Origin of the sequence: Kitasatospora sp. NPDC056184, assembly GCF_042268405.1 — a bacterium.
GTDB lineage: Bacteria > Actinomycetota > Actinomycetes > Streptomycetales > Streptomycetaceae > Kitasatospora.
The window spans coordinates 130587-148989 of the sequence record NZ_JBHJUI010000016.1; the positions used below are offsets into that span (position 1 = coordinate 130587).

Here is an 18403-nt window from a genome sequence, read left to right on the forward strand (position 1 = left end):
GACACGGGACGGGGCACCGCGTGCACTCTCCAGTGTGCGCGGTGCCCCGGAATCCCCGGTGTCCGGGCGGGGTGAGCCCGGTCACCCGCAGCCGAACGGCGGGACTTACAGGTTCGGGTAGAGCGGGTACTTCTCGGCCAGGGCGGTGACCCGGGCCTTGAGCGCCTCGGCGGTGCCCTCGTCGAAGGCCGGCTTCAGGGCCTCGGCGATGATGTCGGCGACCTCGCGGAAGTCCTCGGCCCCGAAGCCGCGGGTGGCGAGCGCCGGGGTGCCGATCCGCAGGCCGGAGGTGACCATCGGCGGGCGCGGGTCGTTCGGGACGGCGTTGCGGTTGACCGTGATGCCGACCTCGTGCAGGCGGTCCTCGGCCTGCTGGCCGTCGAGCTGGCTGTTGCGCAGGTCGACCAGGACGAGGTGGACGTCGGTGCCGCCGGACAGCACGGAGACGCCGGCCTCGGTGACGTCGTCCTGCAGCAGGCGCTCGGCCAGGATCCGGGCGCCGTCCAGGGTGCGCTGCTGGCGCTCCTTGAACTCCTCCGAGGCGGCGACCTTGAAGGCGACGGCCTTGCCGGCGATGACGTGCTCCAGCGGGCCGCCCTGCTGGCCGGGGAAGACCGCGGAGTTGATCTTCTTGGCGTGCTCGGCCTTGGAGAGGATCACGCCGCCGCGCGGGCCGCCCAGGGTCTTGTGGGTGGTGGTGGTGACCACGTCCGCGAACGGCACCGGGTTGGGGTGCAGGCCCGCGGCGACCAGGCCGGCGAAGTGGGCCATGTCGACCATCAGCAGCGCGCCGGTCTCGTCGGCGATCCGGCGGAACTCGGCGAAGTCGAGCTGGCGCGGGTAGGCGGACCAGCCGGCGATGATCAGCTGCGGCCGGTGCTCCTTGGCGAGGCGCTCGACCTCCTCCATGTCGACCTGGCCGCTCTTGTCGTTCACGTGGTACGGCACCACGTTGTAGAGCTTGCCGGAGAAGTTGATCTTCATGCCGTGGGTCAGGTGACCGCCGTGGGCCAGGTTCAGGCCCAGGATGGTGTCGCCCGGCTTGATCAGCGCGAACATCGCGGCGGCGTTGGCCTGCGCGCCGGAGTGCGGCTGGACGTTGGCGTGCTCGGCGCCGAACAGGGCCTTGATCCGGTCGATCGCGATCTGCTCGACCACGTCGACGTGCTCGCAGCCGCCGTAGTAGCGGCGGCCGGGGTAGCCCTCGGCGTACTTGTTGGTCAGCACCGAGCCCTGGGCCTCCATGACCGCCACCGGGGCGAAGTTCTCGGAGGCGATCATCTCCAGGGTGGTCTGCTGGCGGTGCAGCTCGGCGTCGACCGCGGCGGCGATCTCCGGGTCGAGGGCGTGCAGGGACTGGTTCAGAACCGTCATGGTGGGGTCTTCCCGGGAGGAGAGAGGGAGGAGGGCCGGCGTGCCCGGGGCGGCCGCGGTGCGGCGGCCGCCCCGGCGGTGGCTCAGGCCGAGGGGTTGGTGAGCGCGGTGTACTCGTCGGCGGTCAGGACCGGGCCGGTCGACTCGACGCGGACCTTGAACAGCCAGCCACCCTCGAACGGCTCGCCGTTGACCAGGGCGTTGTCGTTCTTGACGTCCTCGTTGACCTCGGTGACCTCACCGGTGACCGGGGAGAACAGGTCGCTGACCGACTTGGTCGACTCCAGCTCGCCACAGGTCTCGCCGGCGGTCACGGTGGCGCCGACCTCGGGGAGCTCGACGTAGACGATGTCACCGAGGGCGTCGGCGGCGTGCTGGGTGATGCCGATCGTGGACACACCGTCGGCGTCGGCGGCGGTCAGCCACTCGTGCTCCTCGGTGTACTGCAGGTGCTGGGGGTTGGTGCTCATGGCGTCATTCTCCAGGATGGGAAGCGGGTACGGCGAAGCGGCCCGGCGCGCGGACGTGCCTCGCGTGGGAAACAGCGGGGGAGGGTGTCAGCGGGCGCGCTTGTAGAACGGCAGCGCCACGACCTGGACCGGCTCGTGCTTGCCGCGCACGTCCACCGCGACGGTGGAGCCGGGGGCGGCGTGGGCCGCGTCCACGTAGGCCATCGCGATCGGCTTCTCCAGGGTGGGGGAGGGCGCGCCGGAGGTGATCCGGCCGATCGGCTCGCCGTCGGTGGAGACCACGGTGTACTCGGCGCGCGGCACGCGCTTGCCCTCGGAGACCAGGCCGACCAGCACCCGCGGCGGGTTGGCCTCGGCCTCGGCGGCGGCCCGCTCCAGGGCCTTGCGGCCGACGAAGGCGCCCTCGTTGGTGGTCTTGTCGAAGCGGACGACCCGGCCCAGGCCCGCGTCGAACGGGGTCAGGTCGGTGGACAGCTCGTGGCCGTACAGCGGCATGCCGGCCTCCAGGCGCAGCGTGTCGCGGCAGGACAGGCCGCAGGGGATCAGGCCGCGGTCGGCGCCGGCCTCGGTCAGCGCCTGCCAGATCTGCTCGGCGTCGCCCGGGTTGCAGAAGATCTCGAAGCCGTCCTCGCCGGTGTAGCCGGTGCGGGCGAGCAGCACGTCGCGGCCGTCCACCTGGGCCGGGAGGATCGCGTAGTACTTCAGGCCGGCCAGGTCGGCCTCGGTGGTGCCGGCCAGGATCGCGGTGGACTCCGGGCCCTGGACGGCGATCAGCGCGTAGGCGTCGCGGTCGTCGGAGACGACGGCGTTGTAGCCCTTGGCACGGGCGATCAGCTCGTCCAGCACCAGCTGGGCGTTGGAGGCGTTGGCGACGACCAGGAAGGCGTCCTCGCGCAGGCGGTAGACGATCAGGTCGTCCAGGATGCCGCCGTCCTCGGCGCAGATCATGGTGTAGCGGGCGCGCAGCACGCCCAGCGCGGAGACGAAGCCGACCAGGGCGTGGTCCAGCATCTCCCCGGCCTGCGGGCCGGTGACGGTGATCTCGCCCATGTGGGAGAGGTCGAACAGGCCCGCCTTGGTGCGGACGGCGAGGTGCTCCTCGCGCTCGCTGCCGTAGCGCAGCGGCATGTCCCAGCCGGCGAAGTCGGTCATGGTGGCGCCCAGGGCGCGGTGCAGCGCGTCGAGCGCGGTGAGGCGGGGGGACGACATGGCCAGGAACTCCTCGGTCGGGGCACTCAGGGGTGCGCGCGCCGGGACCGGCCCTGCTTCGGGGGCGGCGGACCCTGCACGCGGGCATGCGGCGGCTGGGTCTCCCCATCTGTCGTCGAACCTGAGAGCTTCACCGTCCACTGCCCTGTAGGGGAACAGCATGGCGGCTTGCACCGTGGGTGGGCGGACGGCAGGGCCGTGCGCCGCTTTCCAGATGTGCCTAACCCGTGCGGTAGGGGTGCCTGAGAGATTCCGGGGAGGACTTGCTCCTTCGGCGCCGGCTGCGCCTCCTGGACGGGGGCGCTCCGGACTCTCCCGCGCGGGTTCGAGCGGCCGGTATGGAGTTGGCGGGGCCTGGGTGGATGCCACCGCAGACGGCCACATCATGGCACGTCCGCGGGAATGAGGGGAGAGGGGGCTGCGTCACGTCGGGCCCGGCGGCCCGGGGCGGGGCGGGCGCGGCGCCGGAACGCTAGGCTGCGGGCATCGGCGAGCAGAGGGCGGTACGGCGGCGCATGGGGTACCCGGTGGAGCAGCAGGGGTGGGGCGGGGCGGATTCGGCGCCGCCGGGCGGCGGGTGGCCGGCCAACGAGCTGGAGCAGGTGCTCACCGCCGCGCTCGGCGACCCGGGCGCGACCCCGCGGGTGGTCGAGGTGCTGGCGCGCAGCCAGGTGTGGATCCCGCTGCCGTCGGGCGGCGACCCGCAGGGGCAGTCGCTGGACCTGCCGGTCGTCGAACTGGCCGGCGACCCCTATGTCCCGGTGTTCTCCTCGCAGGAGGTGTTCCTCCAGCAGGCGCCGGGGATGCCGTTCGCGGTCGCGCCGGTCTGGGAGTTCGCCCGGGGTCTGCCGCTGGGCGTGGGCATCGCGGTCAACCCGGAGGCGGCGGTGGGCATCCCGGTGCCGCCGGAGGGTGTGGCCGAGCTGCGCCGCGGGCCGCGCGAGGAGCGCTGGGACGCCGCCCAGGACGCGCCGGACGCCCCCGGCGGCGGCCGGGTGGCGCTGCGCGAGCCGGTGCCGGGGGAGGACCCGGAGGCGTTCCTGGCCGCCTGCCGCGGGGAACTCGCGGCGCTGCCGGGAGTACTGACCGCGCGGCGGGCGCTGGCGAGCGTCGAGGGCGAGCCGACCGTGATGTTCGTCGGCGTCCAGCTGGACCCGCTGGCCCCGGCCGACCCGGCCGCGGTGAACGAGGCATTGGGGCGAGCGCTGGGAACCGCGCCGCTGCCCGGCGGCGTCCACCTCGTACTGCTCGACCTCGCGGACGATCCGGTGGTCGACTGGTTGGTGACCCGGGTCGCGCCCTTCTACGGACGGGGCTGATCCGGACTCCGGCCGTCCGTCCGGCACCCGCCGGACGGGTTCGGGCGGGGTGGCGGTGGGACCCTGGCACGTCGGCGTGGCGGTGGTCGGCAACCGCCCCATAGGGTGCGTGCTGACGGCCGCCGGGCCGCCGGTGACGGACGAGGAACGAAGAAGCGCAGCGAGGTGGGCGCATGAGTGCGGGATCGGTAGCTGGCGGTGCACCGGGGCCCTGGGGCCAGGCGCCCACCGGACGCCCGGATCCGGGCGCGCTGGAGCGCGCGCTGCGCGAGGTGGCGCCGGAGCGTTACGAGGCCTACGAGACGATGCTGCACGCGCTCGCCGAGGGCCGGGTCTGGATGCTGCTCTGGCACGGCACGCCGGGCAGTCCGGACGCCCAGTACGGGAACATGGAGATCAGCGGCCACGGGTACGCCCCGGCCGTGACCTCGCCCGAGCAGCTGGCGGCGTCCGGCTGGGCGCGGGCGCACGAGGTGATCTCCGGCCGGGAGATCGCGGCCTCGCTGTACCGCACCCGGTGGGGCCTGTGGCTGAACCCGCACGCCCCGGGCGGCGGGGTGGGCGTGCCCTGGGCGGACCTGCGCCGGGTCGCCGCGGGCCTGGACCGGCTGCCGGCCGGGCCGCTGAAGCTGAGCGAACCGCAGGTGCCGGCGCAGCAGTTCTTCGCGCTGCTGGAGCGGCAGGCGGTCGAGGTGCGCGCGGTGAAGGCGCTGCGCCGGGCCTGGGTGCGGCCGTCGGTGGGCGAACCGTACCTCGCCATCGGCCTCGACCTGTACGAGAGTTCGCCGCCCACGGTGGAGGCGGTGCGGGCGCTGATGCAGCGGGCGATCGCGGTCGCGCCGGAGGGGCTCGCGGTCTCGACGGTGGCGATGGCGGACGAGTACGACCCGGTGGCCCTGTGGATGCGGGCCAACGCGCGCCCGTTCTACGACCGCGAGGCGGCCGGGCACGGCCGTTCGCAGACGGGTCCGTACCCGCCGGTGCCCCCGCCGCCGTACGCCTCGCAGCAGGGTCCGGCGCACGGGCAGGGCTTCGGCTACGGCACGCAGCCGCCGGCCCCGGGCTGGCCGGGGCAGCAGCCCCCGCCGCAGCAGCCATGGCCCGGCTACCCCGGTCGCTGACCGCTCAAACGCGCCAAATACCCGCCCGTTGAACCGGCTTGACGTCACGTCAGGCCGGTTTCGGCGTTTTTCCGGACGTTCTCCGCGGAGTGGGTGGCAGACATCTTGACATGGCTGTTACAGCTGTGTGAAGAGGGATATGCCGAAGATCCGGGAGGTGCATGCGCACAGATCACAGTTGGGCATCTGTCGGTTGGCAGGGCTGGCGCAAGCCAGTTCGGATGGCAGAGAGTTCTGCAACAGCCCGCCGCGCGTGGTTGGCGCCTCACAAAGGCGAACGCGCTGACGGACCGCATGATCCACGTGACGCCCATCCCGCGTGGCAGCAGTACTGAGCACGTCGTACCGCTGGGAACGCCCCCGCACCCGTACCTGCACCTCCGCACGTCCGCACCCAAGCACGTCCGCACCAGCCGAGCCGCCGATCCCGGCGTCCGGCACCCGTGGGCCGGCCACCGTCGGCGAGGGGACCGAACTGACCATGACCGCACCCATCAAGACCGCCGGCAACGCACCGGAGGCAGACGCCGCCGCGAGCCCGGCCAAGACGATCGAGGGACGCTCCCTCGGCCGGATCGCCTGGACCCGCTTCAAGCGGGACAAGGCCGCCGTCGCCGGCGGCATCGTGGTGATCCTCCTGATCCTGCTCGCCGTGCTGGCCAAGCCGATCGAGTCGGTCTTCGGGCTCGACCCCGACGCCCTCCACCAGGACCTGCTGGACGCCGACCTCGGCGGCCTGCCGTTCGGCGACTGGGGCGGCATGAGCTGGGACCACCCGCTCGGCGTCGACCCGCTGCAGGGCCGTGACCTGCTCACCCGCGTCATCGAGGGTTCCTGGGTCTCCCTGCTGGTCGCCTTCGGCGCGACCGTGCTGTCCAACACCATCGGTACCGTGCTCGGCATCATGGCCGGCTACTACGGCGGCTGGGTGGACACCCTGATCAGCCGGGTGATGGACGTCTTCCTCGCCTTCCCGCTGCTGCTCTTCGCCATCGCGATCTCCACGTCGCTGCAGGGCGGCGCGTTCGGCCTGCACGGCCTGCCGCTGCACATCCTGGTGCTGATCTTCGTGATCGGCTTCTTCAACTGGCCCTACATCGGCCGGATCGTGCGCGGACAGACCCTCTCGCTGCGCGAGCGCGAGTTCGTCTACGCGGCCCGCAGCCTCGGCGCCCGGGGCCCGTTCATCCTGTTCAAGGAACTGCTGCCCAACCTGGTCGGTCCGATCCTGGTCTACTCGACCCTGCTGATCCCGACCAACATCCTCTTCGAGGCCGGGCTGAGCTTCCTCGGCGTCGGCATCCAGCCTCCGCAGGCCTCCTGGGGCGGGATGCTCCAGGACGCGATCCGGTACTACCAGGTGGACCCCCAGTACATGGTGGTCCCCGGTCTGGCGATCTTCCTCACCGTGCTCGCCTTCAACCTGCTCGGTGACGGGCTGCGTGACGCCCTCGATCCCAAGAGCAACTGACACAGCGTCAGGATCCCTCGTTCAGCCACCACTTCCTCAAGGGGTTGATCTCACCCATGCGTAGGTCCCGCACCGTCGCGCTGACCGCCATGGCCGCTGCCGCGGTCCTGGTCGTCACCGGCTGCTCGTCGAGCAAGAAGAGCGACGACGCCAAGTCCACCGCCACCGGCAGCAGCACCGAGGCCGCCGGCGGCTCCGGGGCCAACGCGGCCACCAAGGGCATCGTCAACGCCTCGGACAAGAAGGGCGGGACGGTCACCTTCGAGATGAAGGGCACCCCGGACTCGCTCGACCCGGGGAACACGTACTACGCGTACATCTACAACTTCTCGCGCCTCTACGGCCGTCCGCTCACCACCTTCCAGCCGGGCGCCGGCGATGCGGGCAACAAGCTCGTCCCGGACCTCGCCGAGTCGCTCGGCCAGGTCAGCCCGGACGGCCTCACCTGGACGTACAAGCTGCGCAAGGGCCTGAAGTACGACGACGGCACCCCGATCACCTCGAAGGACGTCAAGTACGCCGTCGAGCGCTCCAACTTCGCGCCGGAGGTCAACTCCAACGGCCCGACGTACTTCAAGGAGCTGCTGGTCGACAACGAGGGCACGCCGTACGCGGGTCCGTACAAGGACAAGACCGGCGACCTGAAGTCGATCGAGACGCCGGACGACACCACGATCGTCTTCCACCTGAAGCACGCCTTCGCGGACTTCGACTACCTGGTGAGCGCCCCGCAGACCGTCCCGGTCCCGCAGGCCAAGGACACCGGCGCCGAGTACGTCAAGAAGATCGTCGCCTCCGGCGCCTTCAAGTTCGAGTCCTACGAGGACGGCAAGCAGGCCGTCCTGGTCCCGAACACCAACTGGGACCCGGCCACCGACCCGATCCGCAAGCAGCTGCCGGACAAGATCGTGCTGCGGATGAACATCGACCAGGCCACCATCGACAAGGACCTGCTGGCCGGCAACGCCCAGGTCGACCTGGTGGGCGGCGGTGTCGACCCGCAGACCCAGGCGCAGATCCTGCAGAACCCGAAGCTGAAGGCCAGCACCGACAACGCCTACGGCGGCCGCAAGGTCTACATGGCGATCAACACCGAGGTCGCGCCGTTCGACAACATCGAGTGCCGCAAGGCCGTCCAGTTCGCGGTCGACAAGGTCTCGGTGCAGACCTCGCTCGGCGGCCCGGTCCGCGGCCAGGTCGCCAACACCATGCTCCCGCCGGACATCCCGGGCCACCAGGACTTCAACCTGTGGGAGACCAAGGACAACAAGGGCGACGAGGCCAAGGCCAAGGAGGCCCTGAAGGCCTGCGGCAAGGACAGCATCACCACCGTGCTCTCCGCCCGCACCGAGCGCGCCACCGAGGTCGCCGCCGCCACCTCGATCCAGGCCGCGCTGAAGAAGGTCGGCATCAACGCCGAGATCCAGCAGTTCCCGCAGGGCAAGTACCTGGCCGACAGCGCCGGTGCCCCGGCCTTCGCCAAGGAGCACAACATCGGCCTGATGATGATGCAGTGGGGCGCCGACTGGCCGACCGGCTACGGCTTCCTGCAGCAGATCGTCGACGGCCGCGCGATCAAGGCCTCCGGCAACAGCAACCTGCCCTCGCTGAACGACCCGGCGATCAACAAGCTGCTCGACGACGCCGCCACCAACCCGGACCGGGCGGCCCGCGAGAAGATCTACGGCGACATCGACAAGAAGGTCATGGAGCAGGCGGTCTACGTCCCGCTGACCGACTTCAAGGTCTTCCTGTACCGCCCGGACAACGCCACCAACCTCGTGTCCACGCCGGCCTTCTCGGGTGAGTACGACTACCTGAACATCGGCACCACCAAGTAAGAGCCTGGCTCCGCATCCCTGAAGGCAGGTGAAGGCAGCGGCGCCCGCCGCCGTCCGGAGGACCCCGGACGGCGGCGGGCGGCCGGAGCCGACCAACTGTGTTTGCCTACATCATCCGCAGGATCCTCGCGGCCGTGGTGCTGCTGCTGGTCGTCAGCGCGGTCACCTTCGCGATCTTCTTCCTGCTCCCGCGCCTCGCCGGACAGACGGCCGACCAGCTGGCCACCCAGTACATCGGGAAGAACCCCTCCCCGGACGCGATCAAGGCGGTCAAGCAGAACCTCGGCCTCGACCAGCCGCTGTACACGCAGTACTGGAACTTCCTCAAGGCGCTGGTCAGCGGCGCCGAGTACAAGTTCGGCCCGGAACCGGCCACCTGCCACGTGCCCTGCTTCGGCTACTCCTTCAAGAACCACCTGGAGGTCTGGCCCGAGCTGACCAAGCGGATCCCGGTGACCATCTCCCTGGCCATCGGTGCCGCGGTGATCTGGCTGACCTCCGGCGTCACCACCGGTGTCATCTCCGCGCTCAAGCCGCGCTCGATCTTCGACCGGCTCTCCATGGGCATCGCGCTCGCCGGCGTCTCGCTGCCGGTCTTCTTCACCGGCGCGCTGCTGCTCACGGTGTTCAGCTACGAGTGGCCGATCCTGGACAACCTCCAGTACGTCAACTTCACCGACAACCCGCTGATGTGGGCCCGCAACCTGATCCTGCCGTGGATCTCGCTGGCCTTCCTCTACTCCGCGCTCTACGCCCGGCTCACCCGCGCCGGAATGCTGGAGACGATGAGCGAGGACTACATCCGCACCGCCCGGGCCAAGGGCCTGGCCGAGTCCAAGGTCGTCACCCGGCACGGGCTGCGGGCCGCGCTCACCCCGATCGTCACCATCTTCGGCATGGACCTCGGCCTGCTGCTCGGCGGCGCGCTGATCACCGAGCAGGTCTTCTCGCTCCAGGGCGTCGGCCAGTTCGCCGTGCAGGCGATCTCCGACAACGACCTCCCGAAGATCCTCGGCGTGACCCTGCTCGCCGCGTTCTTCATCGTCCTCTGCAACCTCGTGGTTGACCTCCTGTACGCCGCTGTCGACCCCCGGGTGAGGCTGTCGTGACCGAGCTCCAGAAGACCCCGGCCCGCACGGCCGCCCCGGGCGGCGAGGAGGCCTTCCTCTCCGTGCGGGACCTGCGGATCCACTTCGACACCGACGACGGCCTGGTCCGCTCCGTCGACGGGGTCAGCTTCGACCTCGCCAAGGGCCGCACCCTCGGCATCGTCGGCGAGTCCGGCTCCGGCAAGTCCGTCACCTCGCTCGGCATCATGGGCCTGCACCGCTCCAAGCGGGCCCGGATCAGCGGCGAGATCCGGCTCGACGGCGAGGAGCTCATCTCGGCCGGGCCGGACCGGGTCCGCCAGCTGCGCGGCCGGCAGATGGCGATGATCTTCCAGGACCCGCTGACCGCGATGCACCCCTACTACACGGTGGGGCAGCAGATCGTCGAGGCCTACCGGGTGCACCACCCGCAGGCGAGCAGGAAGCAGGCCCGGGCCCGCGCCGTCGAGATGCTCGACCGGGTCGGCATCCCGCAGCCGGACCGCCGGGTCGACGACTACCCGCACCAGTTCTCCGGCGGCATGCGCCAGCGCGCCATGATCGCCATGGCGCTGGTCAACGACCCCTCGCTGCTGATCGCCGACGAGCCCACCACCGCCCTGGACGTCACCGTCCAGGCGCAGATCCTGGACCTCATCCGGGACCTCCAGGAGGAGTTCGGCTCGGCCGTCATCATCATCACCCACGACCTCGGGGTGGTGGCCGAGCTCGCCGACGACATCCTCGTCATGTACGGCGGCAAGTGCGTCGAGCGCGGTCCGGCCGAGACCCTCTTCGACGCGCCCGAGCACCCCTACACCTGGGGCCTGCTGGGCTCGATGCCGCGCCTCGACCGCGAGCTGCAGGACCGCCTGGTCCCGGTCAAGGGCACCCCGCCCAGCCTGATCAACGTGCCGTCCGGCTGCGCCTTCCACCCGCGCTGTCCCTACGCCGAGCTGACCGGCGGGCGCTCCACCGAGGAGACCCCGAAGCTCACCGAGGTCGCCCCCGGACACCACGCCGCCTGCCACCTCGCGCTCGCCGAGCGGCACCGCATCTTCGCCGAAGAGATCGCGCCCCGGCTGTGAGCCCGGCCTCGTACCACCTTTCTGGAGAGAACCGATGACGGACACTCAGGCGGCGAGCCCCGAACCTCTGAAGAAGGTTCCCGCACCGGCGCCCGCCTCGGACCGGCAGCCGCTGCTCAAGGTGACCGGTCTGACCCGGCACTTCCCGATCCACAGCGGCCTGCTGCGGCGCCAGACCGGCGCCGTCCGGGCGGTCGACGGCATCGACTTCACCGTCAACGCCGGCGAGACCCTGGGCGTCGTCGGCGAGTCCGGCTGCGGCAAGTCGACGATGGGCCGGCTGGTCACCCGGCTCGACGAACCCACCGGCGGGACGGTCGAGTTCGAGGGCACCGACATCACCCACCTGGGCGTCGGGGCGATGCGGCCGCTGCGCCGCGACATCCAGATGATCTTCCAGGACCCGTACTCCTCGCTGAATCCCCGGCACACCGTCGGCACCATCGTCGGCGCGCCGTTCAAGCTGCAGAAGGCGGAGCCCGAGGGCGGGATCAAGAAGGCCGTCCAGGAGCTGCTGGAGCTGTGCGGGCTCAGCCCGGAGCACTACAACCGCTACCCGCACGAGTTCTCCGGCGGCCAGCGCCAGCGCATCGGCATCGCCCGGGCGCTCGCCCTGCGGCCCAAGATGATCGTCGCGGACGAGCCGGTCTCGGCGCTCGACGTGTCCATCCAGGCCCAGGTGGTCAACCTGCTCGACGACCTCCAGCGGGAGCTCGGGCTGACCTACCTGATCATCGCGCACGACCTTTCGGTGGTCCGGCACGTGTCCGACCGGGTCGCGGTGATGTACCTCGGCAAGATCGTCGAGATCGCCGACCGGGACTCGCTCTACCGCAGCCCGATGCACCCGTACACCACCGCGCTGATGTCCGCCGTGCCGGTGCCCGACCCGCGCCGCCGGCAGCGCGGCGGGCGGGAGCGGATCCTGCTCAAGGGCGACGTGCCCTCGCCGATCAACCCGCCCAGCGGCTGCCGCTTCCGCACCCGCTGCTGGAAGGCCCAGGAGATCTGCGCGAGCCAGGAGCCGCTGCTGACCGCCGCGACGGCGGGGCACCAGGTGGCGTGTCACTTCCCCGAGCGGAGCGAGGGGAGCGACTGGCACCGTCCCGAGCGGAGCGAGGGGAACGACTAGCGCAGCCCGGAGGGTAGCAAGGGGAACGACTAGCGCAGCCCCGAGCGGAGCGAGGGGAGCGACTGGCACCGTCCCGAGCTGAGCGCGGGGAACGCGTGACGCGGTCCCCGCAGGAACAAGAGAGTCCGCCCGCCCCGGGTCACCGGGGCGGGCGGACTCCTGTGCGCGAAGCGGTGTCAGTCGCGGTTGCCGGACAGCACCGGCTCCGGCGAGGCCGGGGCCGGGGCCGCACCGCCGGGTGCCTCGGCCGGCCGGGCCTGGCCGACGACGGTCGGCTGCGCCGCGGCGGGCGCCGGGAAGCGGCGGTTCACGGCCTTCATGACCTTGCGGCCGAGGTTCTGGAACGGGATCTCGATCAGCCGGTAGCTGGCGTAGCTGATGATCAGCAGCGCCGCCGAGAAGGCGACGAGCTGGATGCCGCGGTCCTTCCAGCTGACGATCGGCGCGTGGCCCTCCAGCAGCCAGTTCATGGCGTGGATCAGCGGGTTGTGCAGCAGGTAGACGGAGTAGCTGACGGCGCCCAGCCAGCTGAGCCAGCGCGGGAAGCGGCGCTTGCGCAGCAGCATGCCGATCACGAACACCGCCCACGCCGCGATGTAGGCGTAGGAGAACGACATCCACGAGCTGCTCCACGTCCGCCACAGGGCCGGGCCGCGGTTGTAGAGGTAGCCGCAGAGGAAGCCCGAGATGGCCACGAAGGTGCAGCACAGGATGGCGGGCAGGCGCTCGATCTGCCCGTGCTCCAGCCGGTAGAGGACGGTGCCGGCGAACATCGTGGCGAAGATCATCATGGTCTCGAAGGCGGTGGACCGCCCGTTGAGGAGGATCAGCGTCAGGCCGAGGCCGCCGAGCATGACGCCGCCCCAGCGGACCAGCTCCGGGCGCGCGGTGGCGATGCAGGCCATCGCCATGACGACCACCAGCGTGGCGGCGGCCACCAGGTGCCGGGTCGACTGGATGTCCTTGGTGATGGTGCCCAGCGACAGCCACGCGCCGAGGACGACGGCGAACGCGGCGAAGCCGATCGCGATCGGCGCGCTCTTGCGGTGCCACCCGACGACGAACAGGGCCGTCGCGAAGTAGTAGAAGATCATCTCGTAGGTGAGCGTCCACATCACCCCGATGACGTTCGCCACGCCCATCATGTCCTGCAGCATCGTGCCGCTGGCGACGAGCGACAGCAGCGGGTGCTCGTAGGACCAGGGGTTCACCACCGAGTACTGGCGGGGCAGGATCAGCAGGCTGCCGACCACGGTGAGGATCACCACGGGGAGGATCCGGAAGAACCGTCCCGCCCAGAAGCCGCGGACGTCGCCGCGCCGCTCCAGCGACGCCGGGATGATGTACCCGCTGACCAGGAAGAACAGCATCACACCGAAGATGCCCGGGTCCAGGTAGTAGGGCACCTTGGTGCCGTGCGGCACCCAGTAGAACGGCAGCGCGAAGTGGTAGACCGCCACCGAGAGGGCGGCGATCCCGCGCAGCGCGTCGAGCCAGGCGAGCCGCGACGCGGCGGGGGTGGTGGTGGCGCCCTTGGCCGACCGACGGTCGGTGCGATGCCTGGATGCGCGTTCGATCAGCTTCACAGGCGGAGGCTAGCCGAAACGGCGTGGAACTGATTGTTCGAGGGAGGGCAAATGTTCCCGTCGATGTCCTTCTTGTCCGTACCGTGACCATTTTTCTCCGCGCGCCTCCCCGTGCCCGGCGCGCGGGAGTGCCTCCGGCGTCGGGTACAAAAGGGACGGTGACCTCCCAGATCTTCCCCACCGACGTGCAGCAGTCGCTGGACCTCGTCGGCATCTTCGTCTTCGCCCTCTCCGGGGGCCTGCTCGCCGTCCGCAAGAACATGGACATCTTCGGCATCTGCGTGCTGGCCGAGGTCACCGCGCTCGGCGGCGGAGTCATGCGCGACCTCGTGATCGGCGCCACCCCGGTCGCCGCCTTCAGCAACCTGGGCTACTTCGTCACCCCGCTGGTCGCCGCCCTGGTCGTCTTCTTCCTGCACCCCGAGGTCGAACGGATCAACCGCGCCGTGCAGACCCTCGACGCGCTCGGTCTCGGCCTGTTCTGCGTCACCGGCACCGCCAAGGCCCACGACTTCGGCCTCGGCGCCGTCTCCGCCGTCGCGCTCGGCATGGTGACCGCCGCCGGCGGCGGTGTGATGCGCGACGTCCTGGCCGGCGAGATCCCCTCGCTGCTCCGCTGGGACCGCGAGATCTACGCGGTGCCCGCCCTGGTCGGTGCCGCGCTGGTCGCCGTCCTCATCGCCCTCGACAGCCTCACCGCCGCCACCGGCACCGCCGCCGCGCTCACCGCGTTCGGCCTGCGGATGCTCGCCCTCAAGTACGGCTGGCGCGCACCGCGGGCCTGGCACCGCAACGGTTCTCGCACCAGCGAGGAGTAGGCGAGCCGCCGTACGCCAGCGAGATCGCCTCCGCCGTGCAGAGCAGCTCGGGCACCAGCTTCACCAGCTCGGCCGGCGACACCCGGTCCCGCGGCGCCGAGATCGCGCACGCCGCGACCGCCCGCCGGTCGCTGCCCGCCACCGGCGCCGCGACGCAGGTCACCGCCTCCGGGTGCTCGGCCGACTCCGCCGCCCAGCCCCGCCGGCGCACCGCCGCCAGATCGGCCGACAGCTCCTCCGCCGCCCGGCCGTCCTCCGGCAGCCCGGCCAGCAGCACCCGGCCGATCGCCGTGCCGGCGGCCGGCGCCCGCCGCCCGATCCGGGTCGGCAGGCCCGCGGTGGCGCTCCACCGCCCGGTCAGCTCGTCCACGTACAGCACCTCGTCGTCCTGCAGCACCGCCAGCCGCACCGTGCAGCCGCAGCGCTCGTGCAGCGAGGCCAGGTACGGCGCGGCGACCTGCCGGACGTCGATCTCCCGCAGCGCCGCCTGTGCCAGCGACAGCACCCGGCCGCCCAGCCGGTAGCGCCGGTCGGACAGCCGGTGGACGAAGCCGTGCTCCTCCAGCGTGCGCAGCAGGCGCAGCGCGGTGGACTTGTGCACGCCGATCGAGGTGGCGGCCTGCTCCAGGGTGACCGGGCCGTCGCCGAGCGACCCGAGCAGGGTCAGGGCGCGGTCGACCGACTGGGACATCGCACCCCCCTGACTCCTGGCTTCCGGTGGTTTCCGGTCGGGAACGCCCGGTTCCGGTCCGGCCGCACCGGCCGTCAGGCTAACCGCTCGCGGACCCCCTCCCGTACCGGGGTTGCCCGGACGGGCAACCCCGCGGTGCGCCGCGTCCGGTGGCCGGATCGGTGCGGCGCGGGGGACCGCGTCCGCCCGTGCCGGTCCGGTGCGGGCCGGGGCCCTCTACAATCGGATGGTTATGCCATACCTGGACCATGCCGCGACCACGCCGATGCTGCCCGAGGCGATCGCCGCGATGACGGCGCACCTGGGGGTCGTCGGCAACGCCTCCTCCCTGCACGCGGCCGGCCGCCGGGCCCGCCGGGTGGTCGAGGAGGCCCGTGAGTCGCTGGCCGAGTCGCTCGGCGCCCGGCCCAGCGAGATCATCCTGACCGGCGGCGGCACCGAGTCCGACAACCTGGCCGTCAAGGGCCTGTACTGGGCCCGCCGCGGCGCCGATCCGGCCCGCACCCGGGTGCTGTGCAGCCCGGTCGAGCACCACGCGGTGCTGGACGCGGTGCACTGGCTCGCCGAGCACGAGGGCGCCACCGTCGACTACCTGCCGGTGGACGCGCTCGGCCGGGTCCACCCGGCGGCGCTGCGCGAGGCGATCGAGCGCGACCCGGCCTCGGTCGCGCTGGTCACCGTGATGTGGGCCAACAACGAGGTCGGCACCGTCCAGCCGATCGCCGAACTCGCCGCCGTGGCGGCCGAGTACGGCATCCCGGTGCACGCCGACGCGGTGCAGGCGCTCGGTCAGGTGCCGGTCTCCTTCGCCGACTCCGGGCTCACCGCGCTCACCGTCACCGGCCACAAGATCGGCGGCCCGTTCGGCATCGGCGCGCTGCTGCTCTCGCGCGGGGCGACGCCCGTACCGCTGCTGCACGGCGGCGGCCAGGAGCGCGACGTCCGCTCCGGCACCCTGGACGCGCCCGGCGCCGCGGGCTTCGCCGCCGCGGCGGCCGTCGCCGTCGAGCGGCGCGCGGAGCACGCCGTCACGCTGGGCGCGCTCCGCGACGAGCTGGTGGCGTCGGTGCTGGCGGCCGTCCCGGACGCGGTGCTCAACGGCGACCCGGCGGGGGAGGGGCGGCTGCCCGCCAACGCCCACTTCTCCTTCCCCGGCTGCGAGGGCGACGCGCTGCTGATGCTGCTCGACGCCCAGGGCATCGAGTGCTCCACCGGCTCGGCCTGCTCGGCCGGCGTCCCGCAGCCCAGCCACGTGCTGCTGGCGATGGGCGTCGACCCGCTGCTGGCCCGCGCCTCGCTGCGCTTCTCGCTCGGCCACACCTCCACCCGGGCCGATGTGACCACCCTCGCCGGGGCCATCGCCCCGGCCGTCCAGCGCGCCCGCAACGCGGGCCTGGCGGCCGTCCGGCGCTGAGGAAACCCCGGCGGAATGCCGGGCGGCAGCACGTACGCTTGGATGCATCATGACTGACTTCCCGGGTGCCCCGACCGCTCCGTCCGCCACTGGCCGCCTGCGCGTGCTCGCAGCGATGTCCGGCGGGGTGGACTCCGCCGTCGCCGCCGCCCGCGCCGTCGAAGCCGGGCACGAGGTGACCGGCGTGCACCTGGCGCTCTCCAGCAACCCGCAGTCCTTCCGGACCGGCGCGCGCGGCTGCTGCACCATCGAGGACTCCCGGGACGCGCGCCGCGCCGCCGATGTGATCGGCATCCCGTTCTACGTCTGGGACCTCGCCGAGCGCTTCCGCGAGGACGTCATCGACGACTTCGTCGCCGAGTACGCGGCCGGCCGCACGCCCAACCCGTGCCTGCGCTGCAACGAGAAGATCAAGTTCGCCGCCCTGCTGGACAAGGCGATCGCGCTGGGCTTCGACGCCGTCTGCACCGGCCACTACGCCCGGATCGTCGACCTCCCGGACGGCTCGCGCGAGCTGCACCGCGCGGTGGACGCGGCCAAGGACCAGTCCTACGTGCTCGGCGTGCTGGACGCCGAGCAGCTCGCCCACTCGCTCTTCCCGCTGGGCGACACCACCAAGGACGTCATCCGTGAGGAGGCCGAGCGGCGCGGCCTGGCCGTGGCCAAGAAGCCGGACTCGCACGACATCTGCTTCATCGCGGACGGCGACACCCAGGGCTTCCTGGCCAAGCACCTGGGCACCGCGACCGGCGACATCCTGGACGTCGACGGCACCAAGCTCGGCGAGCACGACGGCGCGTACGGCTTCACCATCGGCCAGCGCAAGGGCCTGCGGATCGGCCGCCCGGCCGCCGACGGCAAGCCGCGCTACGTGCTCGACATCTCCCCGGTGAACAACACCGTCACCGTCGGCCCGGTCGAGGGCCTGGACGTCACCGCCCTCACCGCCGTCCGCCCCCGCTGGTGCGGCACCGAGCCGGTGGCCGACGGCCGCTACACCGCCCAGCTGCGGGCCCACGGCGAGGAGGTGCCCGTCTCCGCCTCGGTCGTCGACGACACCCTCCACGTCACCCTCGACACCCCGGCCCGCGGCATCGCCCCCGGCCAGGCCGTCGTCCTCTACGACGGCCCCCGCGTCGTCGGCTCCGCCACCATCGCCACCACCCACCGCCCGGCCGTCACCGTCTGAGCCCCGACTCGGTCGCCACCGCCCGCGCCGCCCGGCTGCGCGGGCGGCGTTCAGCGGGAGTGGTTGATCAGCACCAGAGCCGCAGCGAGGACGTGGAGAGCGGCCGCGACGGAGACCCCGTACGCGGCCCAGACCCGGACGGAATCGGAGTCGGGGTCGTCGTCGGACGCCGGCCTCACCGGGTAGTCGTCAGGTCGGCGTGAACGACCTTCCCGGCCGGTTCGACGGTCGCGCCCCACCGGCCCCCGGTCAGGTGATCCACCAGGGTCAAGCCCCGGTGGCACTCCTCATCGGGGGAAGCGCGGATCAGGACCGGGAGAACACACGAGCCGTCGCGCACCGCGATCCGCACGGTCGTCCGCGAGACGTGCCGGACGGCGACCGTCATCTGCTGCCGGCACCCGGTCTTCGCGGCATTGGTGACCAACTCGCTGCCGACCAGCACGGCCGCGTCGACCAGCCCGTCCAACCCCCACCCCGTGAGCGTCGTTCGGAGGAACCGGCGCGCCTGACCGGCCGCTTCTGGGAGTGGCGTCGGGGAGGCATCGGAAGACGCCTGAGTCTCCAACGAGGCGTGCTGCATGAGACCTTC

General features: G+C 71.8%; 17 protein-coding genes and 1 riboswitch. Of the genes, 10 read left to right on the top strand and 7 right to left on the bottom strand.

The genetic code is table 11. The annotated features are described in order from the left end of the window. Positions 1-105: 105 nt before the first annotated feature. From glyA to gcvT, 3 genes are all read right to left on the bottom strand, one after another. On the bottom strand, positions 106-1374 hold the full coding sequence (glyA, locus tag ACFC0B_RS28185) for a serine hydroxymethyltransferase (RefSeq protein ID WP_376091606.1): 1269 nt from the start codon (positions 1372-1374) through the stop codon (positions 106-108). Between the two features lie 83 nt (positions 1375-1457). Then, a complete protein-coding gene (gcvH, locus tag ACFC0B_RS28190) occupies positions 1458-1844 on the bottom strand; it encodes a glycine cleavage system protein GcvH (protein ID WP_376091609.1) in 387 nt (128 codons plus the stop codon). A gap of 87 nt (positions 1845-1931) precedes the next feature. Next, on the bottom strand, positions 1932-3053 hold the full coding sequence (gcvT, locus tag ACFC0B_RS28195; RefSeq protein WP_376091612.1) for a glycine cleavage system aminomethyltransferase GcvT: 1122 nt from the start codon (positions 3051-3053) through the stop codon (positions 1932-1934). 220 nt (positions 3054-3273) lie between these two features. Continuing rightward, a riboswitch (glycine riboswitch) is annotated at positions 3274-3381 on the bottom strand. A 187-nt stretch (positions 3382-3568) separates the two neighbouring features. Here gcvT and ACFC0B_RS28200 point away from each other — a divergent pair. From ACFC0B_RS28200 to ACFC0B_RS28230, 7 genes are all read left to right on the top strand, one after another. After that, the gene (locus ACFC0B_RS28200) at positions 3569-4372 is read left to right on the top strand and encodes an enhanced serine sensitivity protein SseB (RefSeq protein WP_376091615.1); all 804 of its coding nucleotides are present in this window, start codon (positions 3569-3571) and stop codon (positions 4370-4372) included. 173 nt (positions 4373-4545) lie between these two features. Then, on the top strand, positions 4546-5493 hold the full coding sequence (locus ACFC0B_RS28205) for an enhanced serine sensitivity protein SseB C-terminal domain-containing protein (RefSeq protein ID WP_376091618.1): 948 nt from the start codon (positions 4546-4548) through the stop codon (positions 5491-5493). A 481-nt stretch (positions 5494-5974) separates the two neighbouring features. Continuing rightward, a complete protein-coding gene (locus tag ACFC0B_RS28210; protein ID WP_376091621.1) occupies positions 5975-6964 on the top strand; it encodes an ABC transporter permease in 990 nt (329 codons plus the stop codon). 56 nt (positions 6965-7020) lie between these two features. Continuing rightward, positions 7021-8805: an ABC transporter substrate-binding protein gene (locus ACFC0B_RS28215; protein ID WP_376091624.1), complete on the top strand. Its 1785-nt coding sequence runs from the start codon at positions 7021-7023 to the stop codon at positions 8803-8805. A 98-nt stretch (positions 8806-8903) separates the two neighbouring features. After that, a complete protein-coding gene (locus ACFC0B_RS28220) occupies positions 8904-9914 on the top strand; it encodes an ABC transporter permease (protein ID WP_376091627.1) in 1011 nt (336 codons plus the stop codon). Further along, a complete protein-coding gene (locus ACFC0B_RS28225; RefSeq protein ID WP_376091630.1) occupies positions 9911-10981 on the top strand; it encodes an ABC transporter ATP-binding protein in 1071 nt (356 codons plus the stop codon). Before ACFC0B_RS28220 ends, ACFC0B_RS28225 begins: the two co-directional genes overlap by 4 nt. 34 nt (positions 10982-11015) lie before the next feature. Further along, positions 11016-12113 (top strand): ABC transporter ATP-binding protein, encoded by a 1098-nt coding sequence (locus ACFC0B_RS28230; RefSeq protein WP_376091632.1) that lies wholly within the window; start codon positions 11016-11018, stop codon positions 12111-12113. Positions 12114-12289: 176 nt separating this feature from the next. Here ACFC0B_RS28230 and ACFC0B_RS28235 read toward each other — a convergent pair whose 3' ends face one another. After that, the gene (locus tag ACFC0B_RS28235; RefSeq protein WP_376091635.1) at positions 12290-13699 is read right to left on the bottom strand and encodes an acyltransferase family protein; all 1410 of its coding nucleotides are present in this window, start codon (positions 13697-13699) and stop codon (positions 12290-12292) included. A 158-nt stretch (positions 13700-13857) separates the two neighbouring features. Here ACFC0B_RS28235 and ACFC0B_RS28240 point away from each other — a divergent pair, with 158 nt between their 5' ends. Then, a complete protein-coding gene (locus tag ACFC0B_RS28240) occupies positions 13858-14517 on the top strand; it encodes a trimeric intracellular cation channel family protein (RefSeq protein WP_376091638.1) in 660 nt (219 codons plus the stop codon). Here the strand turns inward: ACFC0B_RS28240 and ACFC0B_RS28245 are convergent. Beyond that, on the bottom strand, positions 14453-15208 hold the full coding sequence (locus ACFC0B_RS28245; protein WP_376091641.1) for an IclR family transcriptional regulator: 756 nt from the start codon (positions 15206-15208) through the stop codon (positions 14453-14455). The two genes, ACFC0B_RS28240 and ACFC0B_RS28245, sit on opposite strands and share 65 nt — an antisense overlap. 232 nt (positions 15209-15440) lie before the next feature. Between ACFC0B_RS28245 and ACFC0B_RS28250 the strand changes: the two genes are divergently transcribed. Beyond that, complete coding sequence (locus ACFC0B_RS28250; RefSeq protein ID WP_376091644.1) at positions 15441-16622, top strand: cysteine desulfurase family protein; 1182 nt, start codon at positions 15441-15443, stop codon at positions 16620-16622. Between the two features lie 49 nt (positions 16623-16671). Next, a complete protein-coding gene (gene mnmA, locus ACFC0B_RS28255; protein ID WP_376091647.1) occupies positions 16672-17811 on the top strand; it encodes a tRNA 2-thiouridine(34) synthase MnmA in 1140 nt (379 codons plus the stop codon). 50 nt (positions 17812-17861) lie between these two features. Here mnmA and ACFC0B_RS28260 read toward each other — a convergent pair whose 3' ends face one another. Together ACFC0B_RS28260 and ACFC0B_RS28265 are read right to left on the bottom strand one after the other, a co-directional pair. Continuing rightward, entirely contained in the window at positions 17862-17990 is a 129-nt protein-coding gene (locus tag ACFC0B_RS28260) for a hypothetical protein (RefSeq protein WP_376091650.1), read from the bottom strand. Continuing rightward, complete coding sequence (locus ACFC0B_RS28265; RefSeq protein WP_376091653.1) at positions 17987-18394, bottom strand: ATP-binding protein; 408 nt, start codon at positions 18392-18394, stop codon at positions 17987-17989. Before ACFC0B_RS28265 ends, ACFC0B_RS28260 begins: the two co-directional genes overlap by 4 nt. Between the last annotated feature and the right edge of the window lie 9 nt (positions 18395-18403).